The organism is Clostridium sp. HBUAS56017 (assembly GCF_007115085.1).
GTDB classification, from domain to species: domain Bacteria; phylum Bacillota; class Clostridia; order Clostridiales; family Clostridiaceae; genus Clostridium; species Clostridium cibarium.
This window is the reverse complement of record NZ_SULK01000012.1, coordinates 92,403-108,969: the sequence shown is the minus strand read 5'-3', so window position 1 is coordinate 108,969 and position 16,567 is coordinate 92,403. Positions and strand designations below refer to the sequence as shown.

At 27.2% G+C, this 16,567-nt stretch carries 15 protein-coding genes and 1 pseudogene; 15 read left to right on the top strand and 1 reads right to left on the bottom strand.

The window, feature by feature from the left end; all coding sequences use genetic code 11:
* Window positions 1-127 precede the first annotated feature (127 nt).
* A complete protein-coding gene (locus tag FAY47_RS11800) occupies window positions 128-1,888 on the bottom strand; it encodes a 1-deoxy-D-xylulose-5-phosphate synthase (RefSeq protein WP_143316914.1) in 1,761 nt (586 codons plus the stop codon).
* Window positions 1,889-2,150: 262 nt separating this feature from the next.
* Between FAY47_RS11800 and FAY47_RS11795 the strand changes: the two genes are divergently transcribed.
* The 15 genes and pseudogenes from FAY47_RS11795 to FAY47_RS11725 all read left to right on the top strand — a co-directional run bounded on the left by FAY47_RS11795 (window position 2,151) and on the right by FAY47_RS11725 (window position 16,464).
* Complete coding sequence (locus FAY47_RS11795) at window positions 2,151-2,603, top strand: MerR family transcriptional regulator (RefSeq protein WP_143316913.1); 453 nt, start codon at window positions 2,151-2,153, stop codon at window positions 2,601-2,603.
* A gap of 161 nt (window positions 2,604-2,764) precedes the next feature.
* Window positions 2,765-3,031, top strand: a complete 267-nt coding sequence (locus FAY47_RS11790) for a sugar phosphate nucleotidyltransferase (protein WP_143316912.1) — start codon at window positions 2,765-2,767, stop codon at window positions 3,029-3,031.
* 271 nt (window positions 3,032-3,302) lie between these two features.
* Window positions 3,303-3,983 (top strand): hypothetical protein, encoded by a 681-nt coding sequence (locus tag FAY47_RS11785; protein WP_143316911.1) that lies wholly within the window; start codon window positions 3,303-3,305, stop codon window positions 3,981-3,983.
* Window positions 3,961-4,221: a hypothetical protein gene (locus FAY47_RS11780; protein WP_143316910.1), complete on the top strand. Its 261-nt coding sequence runs from the start codon at window positions 3,961-3,963 to the stop codon at window positions 4,219-4,221. The genes FAY47_RS11785 and FAY47_RS11780 overlap by 23 nt, the downstream gene beginning before the upstream one ends.
* 835 nt (window positions 4,222-5,056) lie before the next feature.
* Window positions 5,057-5,272, top strand: coding sequence for a hypothetical protein (locus FAY47_RS20640; RefSeq protein ID WP_207706240.1), 216 nt, complete (start codon window positions 5,057-5,059; stop codon window positions 5,270-5,272).
* Window positions 5,273-5,675: 403 nt separating this feature from the next.
* The gene (locus FAY47_RS11770; protein ID WP_143316908.1) at window positions 5,676-6,410 is read left to right on the top strand and encodes a hypothetical protein; all 735 of its coding nucleotides are present in this window, start codon (window positions 5,676-5,678) and stop codon (window positions 6,408-6,410) included.
* A gap of 158 nt (window positions 6,411-6,568) precedes the next feature.
* On the top strand, window positions 6,569-6,856 hold the full coding sequence (locus FAY47_RS11765; protein ID WP_143316907.1) for a hypothetical protein: 288 nt from the start codon (window positions 6,569-6,571) through the stop codon (window positions 6,854-6,856).
* A gap of 21 nt (window positions 6,857-6,877) precedes the next feature.
* Window positions 6,878-8,731: an AAA family ATPase gene (locus FAY47_RS11760; RefSeq protein WP_185966814.1), complete on the top strand. Its 1,854-nt coding sequence runs from the start codon at window positions 6,878-6,880 to the stop codon at window positions 8,729-8,731.
* On the top strand, window positions 8,718-10,457 hold the full coding sequence (locus FAY47_RS11755; protein ID WP_143316905.1) for an ATP-dependent helicase: 1,740 nt from the start codon (window positions 8,718-8,720) through the stop codon (window positions 10,455-10,457). The genes FAY47_RS11760 and FAY47_RS11755 overlap by 14 nt, the downstream gene beginning before the upstream one ends.
* An 865-nt stretch (window positions 10,458-11,322) precedes the next feature.
* Entirely contained in the window at window positions 11,323-11,514 is a 192-nt protein-coding gene (locus FAY47_RS11750; protein ID WP_143316904.1) for a hypothetical protein, read from the top strand.
* Window positions 11,511-13,061 (top strand): recombinase family protein, encoded by a 1,551-nt coding sequence (locus FAY47_RS11745; protein ID WP_143316903.1) that lies wholly within the window; start codon window positions 11,511-11,513, stop codon window positions 13,059-13,061. The genes FAY47_RS11750 and FAY47_RS11745 overlap by 4 nt, the downstream gene beginning before the upstream one ends.
* A gap of 160 nt (window positions 13,062-13,221) precedes the next feature.
* Window positions 13,222-13,575, top strand: a complete 354-nt coding sequence (locus FAY47_RS11740; RefSeq protein WP_143316902.1) for a four helix bundle protein — start codon at window positions 13,222-13,224, stop codon at window positions 13,573-13,575.
* A 199-nt stretch (window positions 13,576-13,774) separates the two neighbouring features.
* A pseudogene (locus tag FAY47_RS11735) lies at window positions 13,775-14,596 on the top strand (sugar phosphate nucleotidyltransferase); the annotation flags it as partial.
* A gap of 220 nt (window positions 14,597-14,816) precedes the next feature.
* Window positions 14,817-15,389 carry a zinc dependent phospholipase C family protein gene (locus FAY47_RS11730; protein ID WP_143316901.1) on the top strand — a complete coding sequence of 191 codons (573 nt, stop codon included), beginning with the start codon at window positions 14,817-14,819 and terminating at the stop codon, window positions 15,387-15,389.
* Window positions 15,390-15,891: 502 nt separating this feature from the next.
* Window positions 15,892-16,464 carry a manganese efflux pump MntP family protein gene (locus tag FAY47_RS11725; protein ID WP_143316900.1) on the top strand — a complete coding sequence of 191 codons (573 nt, stop codon included), beginning with the start codon at window positions 15,892-15,894 and terminating at the stop codon, window positions 16,462-16,464.
* The last annotated feature ends 103 nt before the right edge of the window (window positions 16,465-16,567 follow it).

Sequence of the window (16,567 nt, the reverse complement as noted above, 5' to 3'; positions counted from 1 at the left end):
TGAATTAAAAAGCAGTCCAGAAGCACTACATATTAATGCTATTGGACTGCTTGTTTTCATAAAATGTATTATGTTTTTTTAGTTTATCATCACGTGAAATCTGATATTATGCTATTGTTTAAATTGTTTATTTTATGATATTCATGATATCTTCTACCATCTGAACATCTGTTAGTCTATTTCTCTTCATAAGTTCTTCTGGAACATAACGATCTAGTAATTCTTTCTTTATACCATAATTTATTACTTTCATGTCAGAAGGACCATAGAATCTTGCAATCTTTTCACCAAAGCCTCCATCTAAGATACCATCTTCAAGGGTAATTACAAGTTTATGTTCTTTTTTCAAGTTTTCAAGTAATTCTTCATCAATGCCTGTTATATACTTTGGATTAATTAGAGTAGCGTCAATGTTGTTTTCGTTTAAAAGCTTTGTAACAACTGCCTGACCAAGCTGATAGAAATCTCCAAGTGCAATAACTGCAACATCTTTTCCTGCTTTTGTTACTTGATATTTATTCAATTTTGAATAATCTGTATTATCTTCAACTCCGCTTTTGATTACTCCCATTGCTGGAACACGTATAGCTACTGGATGATCTTGTTGATTCATTCCCCATTTAAGCATTGAAAAATATTCTTCTTTACATGTTGGGGCAAGGTATACCATATTTGGAATGTTACTCATCATACCAATATCGTATAATCCAAGATGTGTTACATCATTCATTCCATAAACAGAAGCATAATTTACTAGTATTACTGCTGGATTATTATTTATGCATAGATCTTGTGAAAGCTGATCATATGTCCTTTGAAGAAATGTACTGTATACTCCGTAAACTGGATTTCCACCATTTGCTGCAATTCCTGAAGCCAAAGCAACTGCATGTTCTTCTGCAATACCAACATCAACAAATTGTCTGCCAGCTTCTTTCCTTCTTTCTAGGCCAAAACCAAGTACAGTTGGAGTTGCTGATGTAATAGCAACCACTTTTGGGTCCTTTTTCATTGCATTTAACAGGTATTTTCCTGTAAGATCTCCATAACTCTCAACATTACCCATAGAGAATTTTGATTCCCCTGTTTCCAATACAAAAGGCATTCCCCAGTGCCATTGTTCCTTATTTTTTTCAGCAAATTCGAAACCTTTTCCTTTAATTGTATGAACATGAACAACTACTGGGCGATGTATATCCTTAACTTTGTTAAGTACGCTGATTAACTCGTCAAAATCATGTCCGTCTTTTACATAATAGTAATCAAGTCCCATTGCCTTAAAGAAGTTACATTCAGCTCTTCCTTCTGTGTCTCTAAGTTCTTTAAGATTTTTATATAAACCACCATGGTTTTCTGCAATAGACATATCATTATCATTTACAATAATAATCATGTTTGTTCCTGCTTCAGCAGCATTATTAAGTCCTTCATAGGCTTCACCACCGCTTAGTGAACCATCTCCAATAATAGCAATAATATTATCTTTCTCATTTTTTAAATCTCTTGCTTTAGCAAGACCGCAGGCAAGACTTATAGATGTTGATGTATGACCAATGTTAAAAAAGTCATGCTTGCTTTCTTCTGGGTTAGAATAACCAGATACATCATCATATTTTTCAGAATTTATAAATGCTTCCTTTCTTCCAGTAAGCATTTTATGAATATAGCTTTGATGAGAAACATCATAAACAATCTTATCTTTTGGTGAGTTAAATACATAATGTAGTGCAACAGTAAGTTCTACAATTCCAAGATTAGGACCAATATGTCCTCCATGTTCACTTAACTTCTTAAGTAGTACTTCACGTATTTCTGCACTTAAATCTTTCATTTCATTTACTGATAATTTTTTAACATCTTCTGGTGAATTTATTTTTTGTAAATACATATTTCATCCTCCTAAAATTCATTTGCGTTGAACATTCTATACTAATACAATTGCTCAAAACGAAATTCTATAGTTCATATCTTAATACCTAAACCTAACTTTAGGTCAAGTACTTTATATATTTTTTGTTTTAAAGACTATTAATCTTTTTTGTGTTAGTATTTACAAATTAATAAAAAATAAATATTGACTTCAGGTTAGGTTTGAATTGTATAATAACTTAATACTTTTAAGTAAAACGATTTTTGTGAGGTGAAAGGATATGACATATTCAATTGGTGAAGTTTCGGAAATGCTTGAAATTCCTATTTCAACTTTAAGATATTACGATAAAAAAGGACTTCTCCCTTTAATTGAGCGTACAAGTGGTAACATTCGTGTATTCAATGACATGGATGTTCGTTGGTTAAATATGATAGAATGTTTGAAAAACACTGGAATGGAATTAAAAGAAATTAAAACATTTTTTGAGTGGTGCGAAAAAGGTGATTCTACTATCGACCAGCGTTATGAAATGTTTTTGGAACGAAAGAGAGAAACTGAACAGCAAATAGCTATTCTTCAGAAATCACTTGATCTAATTAATTACAAATGTGAATATTATCATATGGCTAAAGAAGCTGGTACTACAAATATTCCTGAATTGAATCAGAATTGTAAAAAGAAGATTGAAAAGCAACGACTTTATCAAGATGCTGTAGGAGATAGTGAATAACACTTTGTTGCTTTGTATTCTGTTTTTAAAGAACTAAAATGGAATGTATTCTGAAAAAATTGAAGCATTTAATAAATTATTAGAAATAAAATAAGAAAAAGCACAAAGAATACACCATCTCATATAATAAAGTAATAACATTAACATGGAGTTGTTACTTAGTGATATACGGCTTAATTCTAGCAGGTGGGAAAGGTAGCAGATTATATCCACTCTCTAGAACAAATGAACCAAAACAATTTTTAAAAATAATTAATGAGAAAAGTTTTTTAGTTAATACAGTAGATAGAGTGACTCCATTGATAAAAAAAGAGAATCTTTATGTTGTAACTAATAAAGATTATGAAGAGAAGATAAGAGAAGAACTTAAGGATTTTAAAGGGGATAATATTTTTGCTGAACCTAGTAATAAAGAAACCCCGTACTAGACGACATTGGTCATCTGCAATGTAAAATTAGAAATTTAAAATTGGAAATGAAGGATAAAACTCCAAGGGAGTTTTGAAAAATTATATTCAAAGAATTTCATCATTAATTTTACATTTAGAATTTTAAATTCTAAATTAAATAAGTGGATAGATTAGTTTACAAAATTAAATGATAACATTACATAAGAACTACCTAGTTAACAGGTAGTTTTTTCTATATAATAATATTTAAGGCATATTTTAAGATTAATATGATGGGAGAGATATATTAGTGTTAAAGATAAAAGAAATATTTAAGGTTTTTTCTAAAAGAAATAAGATAGAAAAGCCAATAAAGATAAGTATAGATGTTAGGAATAGGGTAATTATGTTATTACTAAATTTATCAAATGATAATGGCGGATATGGTTGGAGTGGAAATAAATTTAATATAGAAGTTTTTTTTGAGGAAATATTAAAAGTGTTTATGATGAGATTAGGTAAATTTGATTTAATTGATAGAAGAGAAGGTGTTGCGAATGGTGTTGGGACTTTTTTGCTAAATTACAAAGGTGAAATGTTTCTAGACTTCATAGAATATTCCTTTAAAACTAATGAATTCAGAAAGGTTTGGATTGATAAGAAGAATGAGTTTGTAGATAACATTAATTATATATTTTCACTTGAAGACATTAAATTTGAATTAACAAAATATAAGGAATATTGGAAAGAGGAAGGAAGAGCAGAAGTATTAGAGGCAACAACTTACCCCCAAATAATATGTAAAGAAGATATTTTTATTAATTCAGAAGTAATAAGTCCTGCTATAGAATTATTGATGGATGATAGATTTAAAAATGCAAATAATGAATTTTTAGAAGGATTGGAGCATTATAAACATAAAATATCAAGAATCTATTGCAAGTTGCTGTTGTGCATTGGAAAGCGTAATGAAAATAATAAGTTCAATTAATAAGTGGAAGTATAGTGATAATGCAACAGGGTTACCATTAATAAAAAATATTATAGAAAAAAGTCAATCACCAAATTGGTATGAAGGGATTATAAGTCCAACGTTAACAATAAGAAATAAATTAGGACCTCATGGTAAGGGGACTAATAATATTATTGCTAGTAAAGCTCAAGCACGGTTAGAAATAAATTTAGTTGCATCACAAATTATATTTCTTATACAAGAATATATTAATTAAATTAGTTGAAAAGAGGATAGGAGGAGTTATTTTATGAAGCTACAAGTAATATCAAAAAAGTTTTTTAGAAGTAATAATTATTACAGCAAATTAGAAAAAACTATTATATATATTAACCTTTGTGAATGTATTGGAATATCAAAAAGACTTTAATTTTCAATTAGTTTCTGTAGGAAAAGAAGAAATTGTAGACGACTTATTAGCATGCCTTTCCTTTTATTTTAATGGGATTTTGATTCGTATAAAACAAAATGGGAAGATTGTTTGTTGCGAAAAATGCAAGGAAATATAGAATGTTCATATCGAAATATATAGCAGATAAGTATTATGAAGAAATTGTATAGGATACAATAGCAAAATGTAAGGGGCTTTTATTGAAAAGAGCAATTACGAATTCTTATCAAATAAGATCATATTATGTACATGCTTTAGAAGGTATGCCGGATTTAATTAAATATGGTAGTGATTGAGAGGTGCATACTGATACTAAAGGAAATATGTTTTTTGAATTTAACGGAATAACTAGAATTATAGAGTTTGTTGTAAAGTAATTTGTTTATACAGAAGAAAAAATCGAAAGAGAAGATATAGATTATACGAATAGATTACCAGGAGTGATACAGGCGAGATTAGTATCAGAATATTAGATTTACAATGAAAAAACTATTCAATAGAAACTGCATTTGAATATTATCAAAGTTTATTAGAGTATATATCTAAAGGGGAGTTTAAAGAAAAAGGTTTCATTAATTTAGCAAATGTCTGTCAAAGAACTGATCAGTTAATAAAAGGGGAAAATAACAGCAATAAAAGGATGTTTTCAGTTGATTTTTATTTGTTATACAATTTTTTGTTAAAGAAGAGTTTTAGATGTAAAAGCCTAAATCAGTTTAATGAAAAATATGGGGTGAGTATAGGGGAACCATATATTGAAAATGCAATGATATATTTAATTTTTAGAGAGGAAATGGCTTGGAATCTTAGTGAGTTAAATAAATTGTATAAGTATTATGATGATAATAGATTTAATAAAGAATTTGTTTTTTGTTAGAGGTTGCTAATATGGCATTTAACGAAAAGAATACGGATTTAGTAACCAATATGTATATAAAGAATTTAAAGAAAGACCAAATGATCAATTTATAAGAGACATTTATTCAAAACTCAAAAGTGATAATGAATTTAATTGGCATGAACAATATATTAAATAATAAATAAAGGTTAAGTTTCTATATAATATGAAAAGTAATGTGTAAGTATAGTTGTATTAATTAAGGAATTTCGTTTTTAGAATCCATTTAATCGCTTTTAAATGAGCATAATAAATTTTTGTGGATTTGGTTTGAGAAATAAGACCTTACATATTAAAATTTACATAGTAATGCTAGTAAAGTTTTATGGACACATTTGGAAAATAAATTAAGAGAGGTGTAGAAAGGTATTAAGGAGGATCGATGAGTAATACAATTGTACTTTTAGCAAATGCATATAAAGAATATGATAACAAAGTAAGAAAGAGAAGTGGATTAAATAGGAGAACTTCTTCTCCAAACAGCACAAATTTGAATAGTGGCAGTAAAGTAAGTGATTACTTTAAAGAAAATAAATTTCTATTTTTTGTGCTATTAATATTAGTAATTAGCACTGTAGTATACATAATATCTGTACTTTTTTTAAAAAAGGCAATAGGAACAATAATTTCTGTATTAGGATACGCGATAAGTATGTTCCTTTTAATATATTTATCAGAAAAAGATGATATAAAAAAATATAATTATAGAAGAAGAAAATATTATAAAAAGTTGGATGGATTTCAAAGAGTAATAAAGTATGAGTTTAAGTTAGATTCAAAAGAGAAGATTGAGTATATGATAAAAGAATGCGATGAGACCAGCAGACAACTTGAACATAATAATAATTTTGTACAGAAATTTTTAGATTCTTGGAAAAATTATATTTTCCCAATAATTACACTAGGGCTAGGTTATGTATTGAAATCAGATAGTGCAAATATATCTTGGCAAACATTTTCTATTGGAATGATTTCAGTATTTTCTATTTTTATAATGATTATAGGAGTTTTATATTCAATACAACAAGTTCTAGATCCAATAACTAATAGTTATAAGAACCGAATAAATACTTTAAGGCAGATACTGACAGATATATATTTAAAATTTTATGTTTAAATCAATTATATATCTAAACTATGAAGGGGGAGAATTATATGACACTAGAAAGAGATTTGCACTATACATTAGTGAAATATTTAGATATTTAAGGTGAGATAGAACTATCTAATATAATGAAACGTTCAAAAATTGTTTATGATAAAGGGTGGAAATTTATGGGGATAGTCTCAAATCAAAGAATAATAACTATTAATGCTAAAACACCAATAGAATTCAAGAAAATATTGGAGAGTAATTTAGATAAAATAAAGTCAATATGTTTTGAAATATATGAAGATGATGAAGAGTATAGAGCAGAATTAGTGTCGGTTAGCACATTGGAAAATAAAGTAACCTCTGTAGAACTTGATGAAATAGAAAAAGTAATAGTAGAAGAATCAATATATAATAATTTTATTAGGGAGATTTCAAGTATTAGTATTGATACAATTGAATTAAAGTGATTCATGGAGGGTGGGGAGTATATGTATATATATAAAATAGATATAAAGAATTTTAGAAATATTAAAAATTTATCATGGAAGCCCAATAAAGGGATTAATGTATTAGTGGGAGGAAATGGAGTTGGAAAATCTAATATTGCTATAGCACTGGATTACCTATTAAATCCATATATACAGTGGTATAAAAGAGACGTTTCTGAATTTGATTTCTATGATAGAGATTTAGAGAATAAAATAGAAGTTGAAGTATGGTTTAAGGCAGTTGAAAATTTTATTGAGGATGACTGGGAAACATACCTAGAACATGTAGATAGTGAAGATAATATAACTACAGAAGAAGATGCAGAATTAATTTTAAGAGTTAAATTTTATGTTAATAAAGATAGAGTAGCACATCATGTAATTCTTACAAATAATAAAGAATATCCATTTAAAACAACACAAAAAGGATTTATTAATTATATATATATTTCAACGAATAGAGAACCTTTGAAAGATTTGTCGTTAAATACCAATTCGTTATTATCATCTATATTAAATAAAGAGATGTTAGATGATAAGATGAAAGAACTTCTTGATAGCTTTAATGTTAAATCCAAAGAATTGTTTAGTATGGAAGAAGAAAGTCTTTTTCCAATACTATCAAAAGGAGCAAAAGAGTTTGGTATAGTTGATGAAGAAACAGCAATGTCGCTTGAGGCTATAGGATTAAGTGATAAGAAAGCAGTACAATCGTTCAGTTTGATGTGTAAAAATAAAAATATAACACAATCTATTCCGCTAAATTATCAATCAGATGGGATAAAAAACTTAATGCTATTGCTTGCATTGTATGAAAAAATAAATGATAGTGGAATTTTGTTTTTAGAAGAAATTGAACAGAATTTGGAGCCGGCAACTCAACGAAAAGTAGTAAAGAAGTTTATAAGCAATAATAATAAGCAAACCTTCATAACAACACATTCTACAGAAATTCTAAAAATGTTCAAATTAGATCAAATACTATATATGAATGAAAATATAATAAAAGTTTTACCTAAAATAGATAGTGGTATTGATAAATATTTTAGAAGTGCTGCTGAATATCAAGTTCTATCAAGCTTATTTTCAAAAGCAGTATTATTAGTTGAAGGAGATGCAGAATTAGGGGGAGTGCCTATTATTTCAAAAGCATATGATGATTTTTTAGAGGATAGATATATAACATTAATAAGATGCCAAGGAAAGGATAATATTATAAGGTTTGCAAAATTTTTTAATGAGTTAGGAATTAAAAATATAGCAATTTATGATAATGACTCAGATATAGATAATAGTTTGCAGAAATATACAGAGGTGAAATTAAATACATTAGCATTAATAGTACCTAAGGATTATGAAGGATGTATTGTCGATTTAAAATTATTTTTTGATAACTGGAAAGGTATTCTAAATAATAGAATTGAATTTGAAGTAAATAAATATATAAATAATTTATTTATTGAAAGTAGGGCAAGTCAAGAATTAAAAGAAATTTATAGTCTTAAGAAAAGTGAAGTTAATAATATAAGAAATATTGGACAAATAGAAGAAGTATTAAATGAAGAAGAATTAAAACAATATTTGCAAGATTTTTTGCATAAGCATATGGCTAGTATAAGCAATGCAGAGTATTTAATGGAGAACTTATATATAATTAGTAAAGAATCTGGTCAAAGTGCAGTTCCTATTGAGTATGAAAATATATTTAAAATTATAGATTGCTACATTAAATATGATACGTATGAAAAGGAATGTTTACTATCGGAGGAGAATGGATGTAGATTATGCGCAGATATAAGAGAAGGCTATGAACAGTGTTATGAAATAAAGGGGAATATTAATGGAACAGAATAGAGAGCAGAAGGAAGTTCTTAAAAGTGTACAAGAAAATAGAATAACATTAGTTGAAGCACCACCAGGGACTGGAAAGACTTTTACAGCAGTAAGTTTATCTATTAATTATTTAAAGGAGTTTATTAATAATAATTTAAACAAAAAGGTATTAATACTTACATTTTCAAAAAATGCAAGAGCGCAGATTATAAAACAACTAGAAGTTTTAGATGATGGTTGTTTAAAGTATGACAAGTTTATTGAGATATCAAACTATCATTCCTTTTATCAAAAATATATCTGGGCATATAGCAACTATTTAGGGTTACCATATAGTATTAGTATTATATCTCAAAGTAAAAGGAAATCTTTAATAATAAAATTTCTAATAGAAAATGGAGTTACTAATCCTACTGAAACACAGATAAATTGGGCTACAGACTTATTAGAAGGAGATTTCAAAACACAAAATAAAAAAAAATTAAAAGAAGTGGAAAAAATAGTTGATTTAAAAGAAGATATAATCAACTATATTATAACTTTAAATAAGGAGGGGTATATAGCATTTTCTGACTTTGGGTTTTATATGAAAATGTTAATTGAGAAATCAAAGTCTTTTTTAAATATATTGCAGAATAAATATAAATTAATAGTTTTAGACGAGTATCAAGATTCATCTGATATACAGGATTTTGTTGTAAAGAAGTTAGTTGGAACAAATAATAAAGCAGTATTTTTTGCGGATTCGAAACAGATGATTTATGAATGGAGAGGAGCAAAAGGAACAAGACTTTCAGAGTTAAAGGAGTATTATGGTGATGAGATTAAAAGTTTGATGCTAAAAGAAGTGTTTAGATATAAGAATAGCAGCAGTTTATTAGATCTAATACAAAATGCTAGAGAAGGTATATTTGTTAAAGATAATCTTCGTAATCAACAGGCAATAAAGATAATAGATGTATTAATAGATGAAAAGAATATAAACTTGTATTCACCAATGATAAAAAATAAATGCTATTCAAAGATGAAATACGAAGTGTTAAAAGAGTTGAAAAAATATAAAGGTAAGACTGTAGGAATTTTATCTAGAAGGAATGATATTTTAGAGTATTTAAAAGAAAAGTTTATAGTTGATTTCAAAATAAATTTAAATGAACTTAGTAATAATGAAGAAGAACATAATTTTATAGTAACTATATGTGAATTTATTACTACAGATGAATATGGTGATGTTCATAAGTTAACTAGATTTTTATTATGGTTAACTTTTGAGGTAACGTATGAAAAGTCATTTGGTAAGGTGAAAAAGAATGATATCAGAGGAATAATATTTGACAATATAAAGAATGTTAGAAATGAAGTAGTTAAGAAAATAAAGGGATATGTTGAAAGTATTAATGATTTAGAAAGTATGAAATTATCGCTAGTTGAGTATTTAAAGTTTGTTAGAGCACAAGATATAGCAATAAATAATAAAATGTTAAACTTAGCAATAAAAGTTATTAAAACTAAAGATATAGACTTGGAAAAAGCAACATTATTATTACTACAATATCAATACAATAACTCATTTAAAGACTTGAAAGGTGAATATATTTTAAATATACATCAATCCAAAGGAAGAGAATTTGATGTTGTATTTTTAATTGATAGTGAATCTATTAAGAATGAAGAGAATTTATTATACGTAGCATTGAGTAGGGTTAAAGAAGAAATAGTAGTTTTTGATTGGAAATCAACTGTTTAATAAGAGTTGATATCAATATTTAATTATCGCTTAAGATGCTAATATAATTACACTAAATATGAATAAAAAGGAGTAAGAGACTAGATAATTATTTGGTCTCTTTTTGTGTAAAAAATATCTAAAAAAAGTTTTCTAAGTTTTGGAGAATTCTATTTTACCTGCGTTAAGTATAAATGCAAAGGTGATAAAGCCTTTGTACGCAAGATTTTACTGGATGTAAAAAAGGTGAGCGACAGAGGAGAAAAAAATCATGGCTATAATAAAAATAGAAAATTGTGAAATCAAAGAGGCAAGTTTAATATAGATGATTTAATAGAGAAATTTATAATAAATGTTATTAAAGAGAATACTGATGAAAAAATATAATAAAAACAGCATAGGAGGAATTAGATATGAAATTAGAAAAATTAAGTGTGAAGGTTGAAAGTCTTATTGATGAAGAAATTTATGAGTTAGTATAAGATCTATTACACATTTAACCCAATGATATGAATTGTTTGTGATAATTAAAAATTTATTTCACAATAGGGAGAAAACAAAACTAGGATTATAAGTAAAAATTATTATTAAAGAAAGGGGGGATATCATACGAGATTTTGATAAATATATAACATGTAAAAATTCATTATTAACATTATTTATGGATAAAATTAGAGTTTTGGAATATATGAAAAAAATAAAATAGAGGCTATGTGGAGCTTTTAATATTATTAATGTATAAAACTGAAATGAAGACAAGTTAATGAATTAAATAGTTGATAGGTGGGATAAGTGTGGCTTAAAAATGCTGTGCCTAATCCTTTTTTACATATAAAAGTAAATTTTAGAATAGATTGTACTATAGCGATATAATGGAAAGAGTGCAATGGGAAAGGTAAAATATAATATTTATTATGGACAAGAGAATATTGAAAATATTGTAGATAAAATGATTAATGAAAGAATTATTCAAATCACTCAAGATATTAAAAGGGGAGAAATAGCACGGTATAATGATAAATTAAACAAAAATCTATCCACTGATTGCAAGAAGAATCAAGAGGTGGGGAACAAGTGAAAAAAATATGGAATGTAGCAATATATGCTAGAGTAAGTACAGATAAGGAATCTCAAGCAGAATCAATTTCAGCACAAGTAGGAAATTTAAAAAAATGGCTATTAGAAAAGTCTAGGGATGATAAGGAGGGGGTATATAATCTAGTTAATGTATATGAAGACCAAGGAATGTCTGGAACAAATTTTGACAGAGATTCATTTATAAAGATGAAGCAGGATATAGAAGATAAAAAAATAAACATGGTATTAGCAAGAGATTTATCTAGGTTTTCCAGAGATTATATTACTGCAGGTTACTATTTAGAGGAGTATTTTAAGGTTAATAATATAAGATTCATATCTGTATTAGATAACGTAGATACAGAAAATGAGTTTAATGATATTATTCCTTTTAAAAATATATTAAATGAAATGTATGTAAAGGACTGTAGTAAAAAGGTAAAAAGTGCATTGAACGATAGAATGCAACGAGGATCTTCCATTGCATCCAAACCTCCATATGGATATAAATTTGAAGAGTTTTATGAAGGAAATCAGAAAACTATTGTGTTAGTTCCAGAAGGGGGAGAGACTACAGAGGTAGTTAAAGAAATATTTACTTTATATAGGCTCGGATGGGGATATGGAAGAATAGCAACTCATTTAAACAAAAAAGGAATATTACCACCATCTGCGCGACTTAATAATTTTAAAAGAAAGAAGTTTGGTATTTGGACTAATAATACAATTCAAAGTATCCTCACAAATCCTAAATATGGTGGATACATGGTTCAGCAAAGGTGGAAAAAAGTAAGTTATAAAATAAAGCAAGTAAAAGTAACGTCAAAAGAAGAATGGATATGGGGGGGAGAATTTGAAGGAATAATTGATAAGGATACTTTTAAAAGAGTACAGAAATTAATTGAGCAAAGGAAAAATGGATATAGATATAAACAAGATAGATTATATCCATTTACCACTGTATTAAAATGTGGTGAATGTAATGGTAGTATGTCTTACAGAAAAAAATATCAGGGATATAAATGTACAAATTCTCAAATTGGTGGAGGTAGATGCACACCACATTCAATTAAAGAAATAGATTTAATTAATAAAATAAAGACTTATGTACAAGAGGCAATTAATAAAAAAGTAAATAAAAATAAGTATTATAAAAATGTAGATGGAATTGTTATAGAAAATGAATTTGAAAAAGAGTTATCCAAAGTTAATGAAGAGTTATCCACATTAGATAACAAGTTTCAAAAATTATATGAGGATAAGTTAAATGAAAAAGTATCAGAAAGAAATTTTTCGAATTTAAGTGTAATAATACAAACAAAGCAAGAAAGTCTAATAAAGAGAAAAGAAGAATTAGAAGATATGATACAAAATAATGATAATGATATAGATATAACTAAGATATATAAAGATGAGATAGATAAATTATTATCATTGGAAGAACTAGATAGAAATTTTGTGGAGGCCCTAGTGAATAAAATAATTGTAAATGAAGATAGGGGAAATAAAGAGAAGAGTGTTGAGGTTTATTTTAAATTCAAGAACTAATATAAAATTGAAAATGGAGGAATAAACTAGGAAGCACCGAATTTAGAAAAAATATAATTTAAGAAATTCTGTAGGAATTTCAACTTTGATTTTTAATTTAGCATTTTAAATTTTAAATTAAAAGTCAATACTCATAGTATAACCACTTAAGGAGGTTGCTATGGGAAGTAATATTATATTAGATAAATCATTTTCTTTTGCTATAAAAATAGTTAATTTATATAAAAAATTAGTTGATGAGAAAAGGGAATATATATTATCAAAACAATTATTAAGGTCTGGAACAAGTATAGGTGCAAACACTAGAGAAGGTGTGAATGGAGTTAGTAGAGCAGATTTTAAAAATAAATTAGGAATAGCGCTCAAAGAAGCAAAGGAGACAGAATACTGGTTAAAACTTATGATAGCAACCAATATTTTAAATGAAAAAGAGACAAATGATATTCTTAAAGAATGCAATGAGATATGTAGAATATTAAGTAGCATAATAAAAAAATGCAATCAGTCTAATTAATAATTGAGAATTTAGAATTTAAAATTAAGGAATAAACTAGGCAGAGCCCAGTTTAGAAAAAATAAATTAAGAAATTACGCAGGAATTTCAACCTTCATTTTACATTTGGAATTTTAAATTTTAAATTAATTAAATAAGCCTCTTCGTAAGACAAACATGAACTTTTAATTGTAAAATCATTAAAAAGTACAATAATATCAATGAGGGGACTGCAACGTGTATAGGTCTTTCGGCAGTTAAACTATTAAAAAAAGATGGAGATGCAGTGATGGTGGTACTTCCATCAGATCATTATATAGAAGGATCGAATAATTATTTGCAGACTATAGAGCAAGCAGTTGATCTTGCAAATAAAAGAAGAGGGATAATTACATTAGGGATAGATCCAACAAGAGCTGAAACAGGATATGGGTATATTGAAATGGGACAGAGAATTGCAGGAGATATCCCAACTCATAAAGTGACTAGATTTACAGAGAAGCCAAATGTAGAAGTAGCTAGGGATTTTTTGGTGAAGGGAACTTATCTATGGAATTCAGGAATGTTTGTTTTTAGAGCTGATGTTATTCTTAGAGAAATAGAAAAATATCTTCCTAGTATGCATAAATGTTTAATGGAAATATACAAGCATATTGGGGAAGAAGATGAAGAAGATATAATTGAAGAACAATATAAATTAATTGATGGTATTTCTATAGATTTCGGAGTTATGCAAAAGACTAGAAAGGCATATGTAATCAAATGTGATTTTTCTTGGGACGATATAGGAAGCTTTACTGCATTGAGTAGATTTTTGGAAAGTTATAGTAGTAATAGTGTATCTAAAAATGTATATTTAGAGAAATGTGAGAACTGTTCTATATTTGGGGCCAAAAATTTAATCATTGGACTTGGAATAAAAGATTTGGTGGTTGTTGATGCAGGAGATGTAATACTAGTAATGGATAAAAATAAGGATCAAGAAATAAAACATTTATTAAATGACTTGTGTAAGGATGAAAAATATGAAAAATATTTATAGTTTAAAGTCATCATAGCAATATGGTGACTTTATTATGTTTAGAATGATATCATTGTTTCCTAATGAATATCTAATGAAGTACAATGGAAAAGCTATAATTCCGCAGGTAGTTTAGGAAGTTAGGCATATATATACAAAAAGTTACTAGTATTATTAATTTGAATTTGGTGTATAATATAAATTAGTTATTAATTATTAAGAGGATGTGTTAACATTGCTAATGAATACCCATAAGATATTAGCTAATAATATTTTAAGACAAACTAGCATAGACAAACTTAATTTAATAGATAAGAAGAAATTCATATGGGGAAATGTGAAACCAGATTATGTTTCTAAATATAAATTAAAAAAACACTTTTATGATGAAAGTATAAATATGATTTTAGAAAAAGTTCATTTTTTGTCCAGTTTAACATCAAAGGAAATTTTTTATAGTTATGGAATTAAAAAGTTTAGTGCCGAACTTGGAGTTGTATGTCACTTTCTTTGCGATTTCTTTTGCTATGCACATAGTGAAAGATGGAGATTAAAAAGTGATTTAAAGAAACATGTTTCATATGAACAGAAATTAAGTAAAATAGCTAAGGATTTTAATTTTGTTGAATTAATTGATGAGAACTTATTGATAGAAGATATAGAGATGTTTATTAAATATAATATGGAGGAGTATAGTGAAGTAGAAGGATATGAAAAAGATTTGCTATATTCAGCATTTATATGTAACAGTATAGTTAATTCAGTGCTTAACCAGGTAATAGAGAATGAAGAGGCAGAAAGAAGAGTTGGATAACTCTTCTTTTTAAAATTATATATGGAATTAAGTGCTTCTAGGTGTAGCATGTGTGAATGTGTCTTTTATGGTGTAGAAGGCTCTTAGTATCTAATCATATGAGGGCTATTAGAAACCAATAGAAATTTGAGGAGTTTATTGGTATAATAGTAAGAAAAAAATATTTTTTGCGTTATATTTTCAAACAATTTTTAATAATATATTGAATTTAAAAATCTTATAAAAAATATGTTGGAAAAATGCATTTTAATTGAGGCGAAATCATTGACTTATCTTGACGAGAAAAGTATAATAATGTAGTTAATTGTACTTTCAGGCATGAGGGAGTAGCAGGCAGAATGATTTTTTTCTGCCCTAAAGCCAAGATACTTGTGAATAGTTAAATGGCTTTGTACTGAATTGTGAGACTTATGTATAACGGTTAGGGTTGCGTTATACATAAGCCTCTTTTTTATTTAGAGTTTAAATAAAATTATTTTTATAATTATTGGAGGTAGCTAAAATGAGCTTAATATCTATAATATTGATTGGAATAGGCTTGTCAATGGATGCTTTTGCAGTATCAATAACAGCTGGAATTAATACTAGTAATAATGAAAAAAGGAAAATAGCATTAAAGTCAGGACTTTTTTTTGGAATCTTTCAAGGATTAATGCCTTTATTAGGATGGGCAATGGGAATAAAGTTTTCTGAATATATTGAAAAGGTAGATCATTGGATAGCGTTTATATTACTATCAGTTATTGGTGGGAAAATGCTTATAGAAGCCTTAAGGGGCGGAGATGAAGAGGAGAATACTGGGGATAGTAGAGATTATACCAATAAAAGATTTTTAATTTTGGCTATTGCAACTAGTATAGATGCTTTAGCAGTTGGTATTAGTTTTGCATTTTTAAATGTTAATATATTATCAGCCATAATTATTATTGCTGCTATAACATTTGTGTTATGTATAGTTGCAGTTTATTTAGGAAAGATAATAGGAGATATATTTAGGACTAGAGCAGAAGTGCTTGGAGGCATTATACTAATACTTATCGGAGTAAAAATATTATTAGAGCATTTATTTAAATAACTGATATATAATAACTTATATATATATATAAAGAAAATAATAGATAAGTAAGCTGATTTTATGTTAATATAGTATGAGGAAAAAGTTGTTTTAGTGTTTATAT